The 13,345-nt window shown below is 46.3% G+C and carries 13 protein-coding genes; 5 read left to right on the plus strand and 8 right to left on the minus strand.

Going from position 1 to position 13,345, the window contains the following annotated elements; translation table 11 throughout:
* Position 1: 1 nt before the first annotated feature.
* Positions 2–850, minus strand: coding sequence for an HDOD domain-containing protein (locus ABD744_RS19935; RefSeq protein WP_344800352.1), 849 nt, complete (start codon positions 848–850; stop codon positions 2–4).
* 361 nt (positions 851–1,211) lie between these two features.
* Between ABD744_RS19935 and ABD744_RS19940 the strand changes: the two genes are divergently transcribed.
* Together ABD744_RS19940 and ABD744_RS19945 are read left to right on the plus strand one after the other, a co-directional pair.
* The gene (locus ABD744_RS19940) at positions 1,212–2,372 is read left to right on the plus strand and encodes a serine hydrolase domain-containing protein (RefSeq protein ID WP_344800353.1); all 1,161 of its coding nucleotides are present in this window, start codon (positions 1,212–1,214) and stop codon (positions 2,370–2,372) included.
* A gap of 225 nt (positions 2,373–2,597) precedes the next feature.
* Complete coding sequence (locus tag ABD744_RS19945) at positions 2,598–3,092, plus strand: SixA phosphatase family protein (RefSeq protein WP_344800354.1); 495 nt, start codon at positions 2,598–2,600, stop codon at positions 3,090–3,092.
* A gap of 667 nt (positions 3,093–3,759) precedes the next feature.
* Here ABD744_RS19945 and ABD744_RS19950 read toward each other — a convergent pair.
* Positions 3,760–4,566, minus strand: a complete 807-nt coding sequence (locus ABD744_RS19950; RefSeq protein WP_344800355.1) for a hypothetical protein — start codon at positions 4,564–4,566, stop codon at positions 3,760–3,762.
* Positions 4,567–4,751: 185 nt separating this feature from the next.
* On the opposite strand from ABD744_RS19950, the gene fldB reads away from it, so the two are divergent.
* Both fldB and ABD744_RS19960 read left to right on the plus strand, forming a co-directional pair.
* Positions 4,752–5,267 carry a flavodoxin FldB gene (gene fldB, locus ABD744_RS19955; protein WP_344800356.1) on the plus strand — a complete coding sequence of 172 codons (516 nt, stop codon included), beginning with the start codon at positions 4,752–4,754 and terminating at the stop codon, positions 5,265–5,267.
* A gap of 31 nt (positions 5,268–5,298) precedes the next feature.
* Positions 5,299–6,261 carry a GGDEF domain-containing protein gene (locus ABD744_RS19960; protein WP_344800357.1) on the plus strand — a complete coding sequence of 321 codons (963 nt, stop codon included), beginning with the start codon at positions 5,299–5,301 and terminating at the stop codon, positions 6,259–6,261.
* Here the strand turns inward: ABD744_RS19960 and ABD744_RS19965 are convergent.
* From ABD744_RS19965 to ABD744_RS19990, 6 genes are all read right to left on the minus strand, one after another.
* Positions 6,258–6,611 carry a DUF2069 domain-containing protein gene (locus ABD744_RS19965; protein ID WP_344800358.1) on the minus strand — a complete coding sequence of 118 codons (354 nt, stop codon included), beginning with the start codon at positions 6,609–6,611 and terminating at the stop codon, positions 6,258–6,260. The genes ABD744_RS19960 and ABD744_RS19965 overlap by 4 nt on opposite strands.
* A 65-nt stretch (positions 6,612–6,676) precedes the next feature.
* Positions 6,677–7,273 carry an NAD(P)H:quinone oxidoreductase gene (gene wrbA, locus ABD744_RS19970; protein WP_344800359.1) on the minus strand — a complete coding sequence of 199 codons (597 nt, stop codon included), beginning with the start codon at positions 7,271–7,273 and terminating at the stop codon, positions 6,677–6,679.
* Positions 7,273–7,626, minus strand: a complete 354-nt coding sequence (gene arsC, locus ABD744_RS19975) for an arsenate reductase (glutaredoxin) (RefSeq protein WP_344800360.1) — start codon at positions 7,624–7,626, stop codon at positions 7,273–7,275. Before arsC ends, wrbA begins: the two co-directional genes overlap by 1 nt.
* A 107-nt stretch (positions 7,627–7,733) precedes the next feature.
* Positions 7,734–9,263, minus strand: coding sequence for a hypothetical protein (locus tag ABD744_RS19980; protein WP_344800361.1), 1,530 nt, complete (start codon positions 9,261–9,263; stop codon positions 7,734–7,736).
* A gap of 163 nt (positions 9,264–9,426) precedes the next feature.
* Positions 9,427–10,071: a lytic transglycosylase domain-containing protein gene (locus tag ABD744_RS19985; RefSeq protein WP_344800363.1), complete on the minus strand. Its 645-nt coding sequence runs from the start codon at positions 10,069–10,071 to the stop codon at positions 9,427–9,429.
* Positions 10,061–11,791 (minus strand): proline--tRNA ligase, encoded by a 1,731-nt coding sequence (locus ABD744_RS19990; RefSeq protein ID WP_344800364.1) that lies wholly within the window; start codon positions 11,789–11,791, stop codon positions 10,061–10,063. The genes ABD744_RS19985 and ABD744_RS19990 overlap by 11 nt, the downstream gene beginning before the upstream one ends.
* A 195-nt stretch (positions 11,792–11,986) precedes the next feature.
* On the opposite strand from ABD744_RS19990, the gene ABD744_RS19995 reads away from it, so the two are divergent.
* Positions 11,987–13,312, plus strand: coding sequence for a DUF1329 domain-containing protein (locus tag ABD744_RS19995; protein WP_344800365.1), 1,326 nt, complete (start codon positions 11,987–11,989; stop codon positions 13,310–13,312).
* Positions 13,313–13,345 lie beyond the last annotated feature (33 nt).

Here is a 13,345-nt window from a genome sequence, read left to right on the forward strand (position 1 = left end):
ATTAAACCAGGCTTTCCATATATTCAGTAAACTCGTCCAGAGTGGGTTGATCGAGCATGATTTCATCTCTTGCAGCGTCGTGAAACTTCAGAAATTCGCTGGTTTCAGTAACATTGAGCAACATGATTTTTTCCATGTAGTGCGTTGCGGTTCTGACCGCGCCGATCAAAGGACCCAAAGAACCCACGTTTGCGGATGATAAAGAGGCGTCATGCATGTGGTAAATGGCACTGCAAACCGGTAACGGAAGGCTCCAAAGCTGGGCAATGATAAAACCGACAACAGAACGGTTGGTGTTAACTAGCCTGGCCTCAAGTTTATGGCTGCTAAGCGGGTATGATCTTGCTTTTTCGAAAAGTATTTCATATTTAATGGAGGTTTGAGAAAGCAACATGCAGCCGATGTTGGAAAATAGCCCGGCAAGGTAGGCTTCGTCCCGATCGACCTGACCTGTCGCGCTGGCCAGCCAGGCACATCCGGTAGCAACCACTTGGCTTTCTTCCCAGAGCTTGTGGTGGAACTCGTTCATGGGGTCGAGTGCCGCCTTTAAGGCAACGGTGATGGATATTTCACTTAAGCGTTTAACGCCTAACACTTTTACTGCGTGAGAAATGGTCGTCACATCTTCTGTGAGTCCGTAAAGCGGGGATCGTGCGGATTTGAGCACTTCGCCTGTTAAACCTGCATCCTGACTGATGTGGCCGGTGATTTCATCGATTCTCAGGTTGGGTTCTTCCAGTAACTTTTGTACTTCCACAATGACAGAGGGCACGGAAGGGACACGCAGTTTCTTAATCACCTCATAAGCCGTTTCCATTTCGTCTTTGCCTGGAATGCTGACTTCACTCATAAACTTCGTTCACTCCTGATCGAATCCGGTAATTCCCAATATTATTTGTTACCTTTATAGTGAGACTTTTGCTCGAAAGCTACAACGACTAATAACAGCGTTAAAAATCGCCTCAAAATGCTCATTTACGACCAGTAAACTCCGCTTTTTTGTTGATTTTTGCCTTGTTCTAAATCGTTTCACAGTCCGTGCAAAGGTCTCATAGTCTATAAACAGCATAGATGAGTTTTAGCAAGTGTTCAGGCCATGCGTGCATGGTTTATAAACTCATTGTTTAAGAATTCGATATTTATGAACTCACAGTTTAGAGCGTGCTCTAATGTGTTTCGTTAACTTTAATTAGCCAGGTGTGTGCCGTTATATGTCGAGTGTAAATGGATTTGTAATACCGGAGTTCTATCCAGTAAGGGAAGCTTTTGAACAGCTTTTGATGAGTGACCAGGAAAAAGGGGCGTCGCTGGCGATTGTTCATCGTGGTGAGCTGGTGGTGGATATTTGGGGCGGCACAGCGGATGAGGACGAACAGCAAGGGTGGCAACAGGATACCATCGCAAACGCATTTTCATGCACCAAGGGTATTGCTACGGTATGTGTGCTTAAAGCGGTAGAACAAGGCCTGTTTAGTCTGAACGATCTGATTACCGATCATTGGCCTGAGTTCAGGCAAGAGGGCAAAGCGCATTTGAGGATCTCCGATATTTTAAGTCATAAAACCGGGGTGTCGGCCATTGATCACATGGTGCAGCCCGAGCATTTATACGACTGGAATGTGATGTGCGCAGCGGTGGCTGAACAAGCACCGTGGTGGGCTTATGGAACTCACGGCTATGCGCCGCTGACATTTGGCTGGATGATCGGTGAAGTGTTTCAGCGCGCAACGGGCCGCTCCATAGGCCAGTTTTTACAGCAGGAAATAGCCGGCCCGCTTAACCTGGATTGTTTTATCGGGACACCTGAATCAGAATTTCATCGTTGTGCAAAAATTGGACGGGGAAGGCCTGTGAAGGGTGACCCTATGGTCGATAATCTTTTTAAAGAGATTATGACGAATCCGACGGGCGTTTGTTCAAAGGCGTTTGCGAATCCCACCTCGGCACAACGAGGCACCAACAGCAAAGCATGGCGGGAAATGGAATTGCCTTCGGCGAACGGTCATACCAATGGCCGGGCTTTGGCGACGCTTTACGGGGCGCTTGCTAATGGTGGTGCTCATCAAGGCGTACAAATCTTAAAGCCGGAAACCTTGAACTTATGCTGGTCTGAAACGGTTCGGGGTTATGATCCGGTACTGCGCACAGATACCCGTTTCAGCACCGGGTTTATGATGTCTCAGGAAAGCAGGCTGGCTAAGTTTGGTGGTACGCGCAGTTTTGGTCATCCTGGTGCCGGAGGCAGTATCGGTTTTGCAGACCCGGATAAGGCGCTGGGCTTTGGGTTCATTCACAACTTAATGGGGCCATATATTTTGGTCGATCCAAGGGCGGAGGCATTGATTGAGGCTGCATACGATTGTCTTTCATAATAGAACAATTTGTTTTAAGTATTCAGTGTCATAAAATTTACATATTGGATCGATAAGGTAGTGCCCTAAATTACTCAGGGGTGGATCAGTGTCTGGTAGTGAAACGTTAAACGCTGAGAATCAACTGTGTGATTTCCTTGTTGATGTGTGATTTTATTTGGGGCGTCCTTGGTGATGCCCCTTTTTTTCATGTTCAGCTTTGTTTTAACACAGGAGCCGTTTTATATGAAAAAACTGATTTTGATTCGTCACGCGAAGTCCAGCTGGAAGTACGATGGTCTGGTTGATAAAGACAGGCCGCTCAACAAAAGAGGCATACAAGATGCCCCTATGATGGCATTACGAACTGCCGGCGCACTTGAAAAGTCCGGTATTTGGTTGTCCAGTCCGGCTACTCGAGCCATACGCACCGCTGAAATATTCGGTCAGTACTGTAATCGGTCGTTAAGTACTCTGAAACTGAATGAACAGTTGTATGAAGCGACCTACCAACACTTAATTACCGAAATTCGGCAGATCAAAGACAAGTGGAACAGCGCTGTGATTTTTGGTCACAACCCTGGTTTAAATGACTTGATATTTGCCGTTACCGGGGAAGATCTGGAGAATTTACCCACGTGTGGAATTGCTTTTATTGATCTGGAAATTGATCACTGGCGGCAACTGGACAACGATACTGGCGCGTTAACTCGCCTGGAATACCCAAAGAAGAGGGTGTGACAGGAGACGCTGTTAAGTGTGTTTGATGCTGACTTAATGTGAGAAGTGACGAATTGAGTTGATTGTTAATTAGTCAAGGGGTGGCCGAAACTCAACAATTTTCAGAGGCTGGTTAAAAAGTGATAGGTTTCATTCAGCCCTTATTCTATTTGCCATCCTGTTCATCGCTAATAACTTATTCATAGAGTTATCCACAGCATTTGTTAGCAACCTTACCGAACAAAATTCATCCATGGAATTGTAGGTTTTTTTTTCCGAAAAATGCGATTTCGCACTGATATGTAATGCTTGGTTAAAAAACGTACTAATGTGGTGTAGTTCTCACCAGCAGAGAGAATTCTGAACTACTTTGTATGGTAGGCGAAGGTAATGAGTCTCATTGGGGCTTTTATTTTCGATGGCCTTTTGTTCGGGCGTTGAGTGCTCAGAAAAGGTTGGCCATAAATAACAAAGTCAGCACGACATAGGAGATTGATCATGGAGTACGATAAGCATTGGCGCGTGTTTGTAGCCAGTTCAGCGGAGGAGCAAAAAAACTGCAAAGAGTTAGGTTTATATTTTGAAAGTCTGATCGCTATGTAATTATTGCAATGGAATCACCGCTATGTAAGTAGTGATGACTTTAATCCGATATGAGTTTTAGCTGAGGTTAGGGGTTGTATCCGGGTTAAGTCATAGGGACTCTCTGCTCTGCACATGGATGTGCCAAGAAAGCGTTCTGGTTGGTCACATCCTGACGTAGCTGGTTATACATTTCCTGCATAATGTTACGGATGATCAGGGCTTCTTCTTCGCTACTGTGGCAGTCAGGGCGAGAGTGATAGACACTGCAAGCAATTTTCAGTGATGGAATGCGGCCTTTTAACATATGAGGAACATTCACCAGTTTATTGTTGTCGAGCCCTTGTCGGTATCGCTTGGGTAGAAAACGGGTAATAGGAAGCAATAGATTGGGCACGGAAATACGAATATTCCAGTGTTCACTGCCGCAATGCACCATGAGCAGCATCGGCACTTGGGTAGCCCGGCTTAATTCAACGAAACGGTGGCTGATGAAGGGTTGCAGTTCTGATCCGTTGAAATAGTGACAGTTCGTGCCTTCGGGCAGAATAATCATATCGTTAAAGGTTTTTTCAGTCAGCAGTGCCTGGCACTGTTCAAAATCCAATGGTTGGTTCGTTTGAGTTAGGAATTGAGTTATCTGGCGATAAATCGGCAGTTTATAAAACCCTCGCCAGGCAATGCCGGTGGGTTTTCGGTGCTGGCCTCCATATTGATGGTAAAGGTAATGAAAGCCGAGAGCTGCAGCCCAAGGCCCTAAGAAGCCACCGTGGTTCATTATGCACAGTAATTGAGGATGATTTTCTAAGGTCGCGGTAAGTGCTTGGTTGGGCGTGCAGAGTTGAATCTTCTGGAGAAACCAGTTTCGATACTGACGTGCGAAGGTATTTTCAAAGTCTGCAATGGTTTTCATCTGCGATTCACTCAGGGTTAAATCTAAGAATATCCAGACATTGTTTAACAGAATTATTACGGAGCAAAGACAATCGAGGTAAGAAGTGGGTTTTGGTTCAGTTTCCTGTAGAATGGCGCTTCCTGGTTTGATAGCTTTTTATTATCCGAATTTGGACGGAATCAGTCAGTTAAAAGAGGCACCACTTGGCTACTATAGGTTTGTTTTACGGCTCCAGCTTAGGCAATACAGAAACCGTTGCAGAAAAAATCAGTGATTTATTAACCGGTCATACCGTTGAAATGCATGACATTTCATCTACTGATAAGTCGGTTTTTGAAGAGTACGATTATTTAATTATGGGCATCCCTACCTGGGATTATGGCCAGATTCAGAGTGACTGGGAAGAATTCTGGGTAGAGCTGGGTAATATAGATTTCAATGGCAAGCTGGTGGCTTTGTTTGGTTTGGGCGATCAGTTTGGCTACGCAGATTACTTTTTAGATGCCATGGGCATGCTGCATGATGTGGTATTAGAACAGGGTGGTGCGGTCATTGGCTACTGGCCTGTGGATGGTTATGAATTCGAAGCTTCAAAAGCTTTGACGGACGATAAAAGTGAGTTCGTAGGATTGGCCATTGATGAAGATTGTCAGCCTGAGTTGACCGAAGAGCGGGTGCAAGCCTGGGTTGAACAAATTGTTGATGAGTTCGATTTTTAGAGCGTTGATTGCATAACAGAAGGATGGCAGCTTGCTAGATACGACTGTGGCTTTTCGGGCGTTTATTCGCCTAAGTGAGACTCGAGAGGTCGAGGAAATAAGCTCGGTTTGCGCTGACGTGCTGAGAGAAATCATTCTGGGGGATTTTGCCCTTTATATTGTCAGAGAAGGCGGACGAAGTGCGCTGTTCGAACTGGCTTCCGGTTTTGACCCTTTTGGTGAAAAATCCCAGGATTTACTGGCTCTGTTTAATAATAAATCGACGGGTATCAAGGGCTTGTACTGTGGGGAGATTCGCCCCATCCCTGTTGCAACCGGGCATGGTTTGCATGCGGTGTTGCTCTTAGAGCGAAAAGCAAAAATTCAGGATGAAGTTTTCTTAAACGCCTTTCTGAGTATTTATGCGAATCAGTTTTTTCTGGTGAAAAGCAGTTCACACGACGCATTGACTGGCTTGATGAATCGTGGCGAGTTCGATGAAAAACTGTATAAATTACTCGAACAGCAGTCCCATCATCAGCGAAATGATGATCAGAACCAGAACAGCGCGTGTTTAGGTGTGATTGATATTGATCATTTTAAACAGGTGAATGACCGCTTTGGGCATGTTTATGGTGACGAAGTTTTATTGTTGGTTGCTCAGCAAATGACTAAGACGTTCAGGGAAGATGACTGGCTTTTTCGGTACGGTGGAGAAGAGTTTGCGGTCATCCTGAGAAATGTCACAGAAGCGCAATGCGATGCCATTTTTGAACGAGTTCGAACAGCCATTGAGGCTTTTCATTTCCCTCAGATCGGGCCATTGACTGTCAGTATTGGCTATACCCGGATGCACAAAGCCTTGTCAGCCGGTCAGTTGATTGGTGAGGCCGATTCGGCTTTGTATTACGCCAAGAAACATGGCAGAAATCAGCTTCATTGTTATCAGAAATTAGTGAACCAAGGCGAGTTACATGCAGCTAAGGAACCCGCCGGCGAAGTAGAGTTGTTCTAATCTTTTTGGCGCATTTTCCAGCGACCTAACATCATAGCCGCTACAAATAAGAGCCCGACGATGACGCTCTCAATAATACCAATGTAATACATGCCCGGGCTGAATACATTGAGTACGGCGATCATAAAATACAGCAGCAAGGCGAAACAAAACCACTGAAATGTTCTCGCTGTGGGCTTTCTCAGCATCGGCAGAAATGCCAGCAGTGGCAGTACTTGAATGGTCAGTAATATAAGATGGGTTCGCTCAATGGTTTCTGGTCGAATAAGCTTATCGAAGCCAAACAGGGCGATCAGCCCGACGAAAAGTACCCAGAATATTTTTAAAGTCGTTTGATAGCGTTCAGTCATTGTGTTCTCGTGTAAGCCTTGAGGCGTGCAGTTAAGAGCGTCGGTTATTAGGCTGTTCTTATAGGTTAATGGATGAGAGCCAGAGCCAGTGTGGCCAGCCGTTTACCCTGGGCATAACACAGGTTTTTTTCATCCTCACTTAACGCTTTGTCACCCTGAGTACCAGCCCAATGAGAGCTTCCGTAAGGTGTGCCTCCGGTGGTTGTGGCGCTTAACTCGCTGTTCGAATAAGGTAAGCCAGTGATGACCATGCCGTGGTGCAGTAAGGGCGTCATCATTGAAAGCAGAGTGGATTCCTGACCACCATGAAGACTGCCAGTGGAAGTGAAGACGCCCGCCGGTTTGTTTTCCAGGGCACCGGAGAGCCAGATGGATGTGGTGGTATCCAGGAAATACTTGAGTGGTGCCGCCATGTTGCCAAATCGTGTCGGGCTGCCAAGCAACAAACCACTGCAGTGTTTCAGGTCGTCGAGGGTTGCGTAAATGGCTCCGCTCTCCGGCACGCTCGGTTCCGTTTGTTCTGTAACGGGTGAAATTGCCGGAACGGTTCTTAATCTGGCTTCGATACCACCTACCGATTCAACGCCCCGGCCTAAGAAATCGGCCATTTCAGCAACATGGCCGTTTCTGCTGTAATACAACACCAAAACGTAAGGCTGCATTAAAGAATCTCCAAAACCTGCTCAGGTGGGCGGCCGATTCTTGCTTGGTCACCTTTGATGACGATCGGGCGTTCAATCAACTTAGGGTGCTGAATCATGGCACTGATGATGGCATCGTCTGTGTGATCCTGGTTCTTCAGGTCCAGGTCTTTGTATTCCTGCTCTTTGGTTCTTAATAACTCGCGTGCCGAAATCCCTAATTTGGTTAATACGTCTTTCAGTTCTTCTGCGCTGGGGGCGTCTGCCAGGTATAACTTGATTTCAGGCTTAATGCCTTGTTCTTCAACCAATTGAAGGGTTTGGCGTGATTTGGAACAACGAGGGTTGTGGTAAATGGTGACGTTTGCGGACATGACGAACCTCAAGGTGGAAGAAACAGAGGCCGCTATTCTACTTAAAATCCCAGAAGGGAGGAATGGTTGGGCGAAGGATTAATGGTGATTTTCGATTATCCGCTGCTTTAATGGGCCGCTTGGAACTTAAAGTGTTCTACAGAGCGTGTATTGGTGACGAGGCTGGATGCTTTAATCAAATATCTGCGTTGCGGCTGAACAATGGATAATTCATAGGTTCTGCCGCATAAATAGAAGCCGGGACTGGTTAATACAGAGTAATCACGACTGCTGGTGTGGCTTACGAGCACCAACGCCGGGTGGTTTCGTTGTACGATCTCGGTGCCTGATAAGCCACGAATAAACCCGGCTTTGATCGTACCGGGAAGAATTCGGATACCCACTTTAGAGCCTTTATGCCGATCCTGAGAAACCCAGCGGGTGACGCCACAAATAACATTGATTTCGTTGGCGTGTGGTCGGCTCATATGAATGATGACGATTTGGCCGATGGTGATGTCTTGTTTCATCGTGCCGGGTACCCGAATACAGCAACCGGCCGGGCTGGAATCGATCATTTGAATGTCTATTAAAGAGGACTCGGACTCCAGGTCGGTATTGGATATGTCTTTGTGACAGTGGTAAAGACCAAGTGTCATGGTCGCCGGAACACTGCAACGGCTTCTGGCTTCGGTTCGGTTGAAACGTTGTGCCCAATGATCAATGGCATTTTCAAGCACTTCTTCGGCGTCCTGCTTGCTTGGGTTTAAAATGAAGCCCAAGGAGTGAAGGTCAACACCATGGTTCATTTGGTCTATGTGTTTGGTGGCGGTAGTGACTAAGTGCTCAGTAAAAAGCGTTCTGAGAGACTCCTGATTCGACATACCATTGGTTTTGGTGGTGACAGGGTGGTTTTTGGTTAAATCAATATTGAAATGGGTGCCGGGCAGTTTTTCTTGAAAGGGCATCAACTCCGCGCAGTAACTCCACTTACTCAGATAGTGATTAAGTAACCAATTGTGCGAGGTTTCCATGTGATATGGGTCTGCGGTGAACATCAATAATGATTTTTTATACAGCCATTCCAGGGTCATGCCTTTGGTCAGTGAGATGCTCTTTTGTGGCATTCGAACCCATTCCATGTCTTCGGCAAGCTTATAGAGGCGGTGCATTTCTCCCCAGATGTTCAAAGGTTGAATTTGGTGAACGCTGTAGAAAAGCATCAATAAGGCAGATAAATAATAAAAAGACGAGTAGAGCGCGATAAAGGCGCGTTTTTTGTCGTTATGAGCGAGGGCGCTGATGAGAACCTGTTTGTAGCCGAAGCTCATTTCCTGAGTGAACTCACGAAAAGCATCTTGCTCTTGTAAGGATCTCGATCGAATAATGCCCAGTTGTTCAGGACATTGAGGGGTATAAAATAAATGACAGACGCCGTAGGGAATATCGAAGGACTGCATCAGTTTGAGTCGCAGCTGATAACTGACTTCGCTGCGATTAACCACCGATAGGATATTCATGGACTTCATAACCGCAGAAGGCATGTCAGCAAACGGCAGGTTTCTTAAAATCCGGCTGAGCTCACCCGGATCAGAGTACAAGTGCCCCTGACCAGAAACATGAACCTTAGGAACGGTTAGTCGTAACGACTGCTGCATATGATCTCCTTATCCAACAGCATACGGCCAATTGAAAGTACGATAGTCTTTGCTCCATTTTCTATGAGTCATGGTATTCAGACTAGACGGGATAAAGATTATTTGAGTAAGAAAATGGACGGGAAGGGTGTAGGAATATGACGAGTGGTATGAAATTAACGACTTAGTTCACTTTCCAATAGCGATCCCAGAAACGAAATACCTTTTCTGGGTATTTGGTTCTGCCTAAGCTACCGTTGTAGCGAGCAAGGCCTCGTTGAAGATTGCCTTTTTCCATGTCTATGTAGTATTTGAGAATAGTACAACCGTAACGCAGGTTGGTTTCTGTGTGCATTAAATTGTCGTCGCTTCGGCCGAGCTCATTCTTCCAAAATGGCATGATTTGCATGTACCCTTGGGCGCCTACCCAAGACAGTGCAAACCGATCAAAACCACTTTCAACGTGAATCACGGCCAAGACCAGTTGCGGGTTCAGTTTTGCAATGCTGGCTTCCCGGTGAATATCCAGAAGCAGTTGCAGCCGTGTCTGATCGTCGGGCATATAGCGCTTCAGCCGGGCCCCCATATCTGTGAGCCAAACGTCAGCATCAAATCGGTCTTTAAAACCGTTCTTGGTGTCCATTGCGGACAATAACCGTTGTTTGAGTTCTGGGTCGAGGTGTTTTGGTGTTTGGGATGCCGAGGCCAAAGCAGGCAGCAACAGGCAAAGCAACAAAGCCAACAGCAAAATGCTGGTGGCCTTGTTTATGCGAAAAGCGCCGGGTCTAAAAAAGTAATGAAATGCGCCAGGCATTTGATTAACGACCAACGGTTTCCGTCAGGAAGGTAATGATCTCTTCTTTAGCGATGTCTTTTGCATCCGCTTCACGGCGGTTTTTATATTCGATAGTACCGCCTTTCAAGCCCCGGTCACTGATTACGATCCGGTGCGGAATACCAATCAGGTCCATATCTGCAAACTTAACACCCGGGCTGGTTTTCTTGTCCCGGTCATCCAGTAATACATCGTAGCCAGCGTCGGTTAGGGTGTTGTAAACGGTTTCCGTCAGTTCTTTTACTTCTTCGGATTTGCCCATAGGAACAATACCAATTTGGTACGGCGCGATGGCGTCAGGCCAGATCATGCCTCGGTCATCGTTGTTTTGCTCAACGGTAGCAGCAACTACGCGGGACACCCCGATTCCGTAACAACCCATGGTCATGACCTGGGCTTTACCGTTTTGATCCAGAACTTTGGCGCCCAACGCTTCGCTGTATTTTTGGCCCAATTGGAATATGTGACCCACTTCAATACCGCGTTTGATGGTCAGGGTGCCATTGCCGTCCGGTGAGGCATCGCCTTCAACCACGTTTCTCAAATCGACAACGTCTGTGATTTGAGCGTCACGCTCCCAGTTGGTTCCTTGCAGGTGCACATCATCTTTGTTCGCACCACATACGAAATCCGACAGTACCGCTGCCGCACGATCAACATAGACAGGTATTTCCAGGCCAACAGGGCCGATTGAACCTGCAGAACAGCCAATGACTTCCTTGATGCGAGTATCGGATGCAAACGTCAGAGGCTCTGCCACAGCTGGAATGTGTTCTGCTTTGATTTCATTCAACTCGTGATCACCACGTACAACCAGTGCAATCAGTGGCGCCGGTGCTTCAGAGTCTTCCTCCTGAGTGCCTTCGACGATCAGTGTTTTCACAACCTGGGCGGCGGATACATTCAGGAACTGAGACACTTCCTCAATGGTTTTTTGATCCGGAGTGGCTGTTTCAGTTAATTCTACGGTAGCTGCTGTCCGCTCTGTGGCTGGCGCAACGGCTTCTGCTTTTTCAATGTTAGCGGCGTAGTTGCTGTCGGTGCTGAAGACGATATCGTCTTCACCGGATTCAGCCAATACGTGGAACTCATGTGAACTCGAACCGCCAATGCTGCCGCTGTCTGCTTCTACCGGGCGGAAATCAAGACCTAAGCGATTAAAGATATTGCAATAAGTCGCGTGCATTTTATCGTACGTTTCCTGCAGGCAGTCCTGAGAAACGTGGAATGAATAAGCGTCCTTCATTAAAAACTCACGGCCACGCATTAAGCCAAAGCGAGGGCGAATTTCATCGCGGAATTTGGTTTGAATCTGATAGAGATTCATAGGCAGTTGCTTATAGCTGGTCAGCTCGTTACGTGCCAGGTCTGTGATGACTTCTTCGTGGGTCGGGCCTACACAGAAATCCCGGTTATGACGATCTTTAAAACGAAGCAGTTCCGGCCCGTATTGCTCCCAGCGACCACTTTCCTGCCAGAGTTCAGCTGGTTGCGCTGCTGGCATCAAGACTTCTAATGCGCCGGCTTTATTCATTTCCTGGCGAACGATGTTTTCAACTTTTTGCAAAGTTTTCAAACCCAGAGGCAACCAAGTATACAAACCTGATGCAATTTTTCTGATCATTCCGGCGCGCAGCATTAACTGGTGGCTGATAACGACGGCGTCTGAAGGCGTTTCTTTAATGGTAGGGATCAGGTATTGGCTGGTGCGCATTATGATTCTCGAGAAAATGAATTTAATATGAACAATGGAAATGATTCGGCTATTGTAAAAATTGGAGGCCCCAAGGTATAGCCCTAATACCAAAAAAACGTGGCTAATTTTGTGATTCGGTTACAAAAAACACATACAATAGATTGGAAATGACGCTAGAATCTCTGGTCGCTTGAGTCGAATGGGTGAGAAGGAATGAAAAAAGCAGTAACTCTGATTAGTTCGGTATTCTTCACTGTGGTCATGACCACTGAGGTTGTTGCAAATCAACTGAAGACTCCGATGGGTAGTGATATTGCGGGAGACGGGAACGACATTCCGCATTGGGAAGGTGGTTTAACGCAGCCGCCAGAAGGGTTTGATGGTGATTATATTGATCCTTTCCCTCAAGATAAGCCGTTATTCTATATTGAAAAATCCAACCTTGAAGAGCATAAAGAACGCTTGAGTGCCGGTCAGATTGCTTTTTTGAATAAATACCCTGAACATAAATTTCCGGTTTACGCTACTCGGCGAACTGCTGCTTATTCCGATGTCATCTACGATGCTTTGAAAAAAAATTCAGAAACGGCTGAACTTTTACCAAGAGGCACGGGTGTGAAAAATACTCGGCTGACCAGTCCGTTTCCCAATGCTACTACTGGCGAAGAGATGATCTGGAATCACATCCTTCGTTATCGGGGCATGCATTCAGAAGCGGTTTTGACCGATGCGGTTGTTTATGAAACCGGCGCTAAGAAAGTAATGCGTAAAGAAATTGAAATTTTTGGGGTTTACTCCAATCCTGAAATTTCTGAAGGAAAAAGAAAGAATAAAATCTTTTTAAGAAAGACAAAAAACATTTCTCCGCCTTCTGTGGCTGGTCAAATGACCTTGATTCACGAGACGCTGGATCAGGTGTTGTCTCCACGTAAAGCCTGGTATTACGAACCAGGACAGCGTCGTGTCAGACGTACTCCGGATTTAGAATACGCTGATGAATTGTTTAACAGTGATGGCTATAAAACGGTAGATCAGGTTGACCTTTTTAACGGCGCTCCGGATTTGTATGAGTGGAAGGTGGTAGGTAAAACCATCAAATACATTCCTTATAATGCTTACCGAATGATGGGTGAGTCTGTATCTACGGATGATTTGTTAGGTGAAAGAACGGTTAATTCTAATTTTGCACGTTATGAAGCGCATCGCGTTTGGCACGTAGAGGCGACTCTGCGGGCAGGTATTAAGCATCAATATGCAAAACGGGTTTTTTATATCGATGAAGACTCCTGGCAAATTGCTCTGGCCGATGAGTATGCTGAAGGCGACCCGGATGTCTGGCGTTACAGTGAAGCCCACTCAGTGAGTTTTTATGATGTACCTGTGGTATGGACGGCAGGAAACTTTACTTACGACCTGAAGAAAGGTGGCTATTACGCAGAATGGTTGATTACTTCAGACGATAAGCCTCACCGCTTTGATGTGAATCTGAATAAGCGTAATTTCACTTCTTCTGCGATCCGACGCGAAGGTAAGCGTTAATTAACACTGTAGGCAGTGCATACGATTAATGCA

The organism is Litoribacillus peritrichatus, assembly GCF_039537985.1.
In the GTDB taxonomy this organism is placed as follows: Bacteria; Pseudomonadota; Gammaproteobacteria; order Pseudomonadales; family Litoribrevibacteraceae; genus Litoribacillus; species Litoribacillus peritrichatus.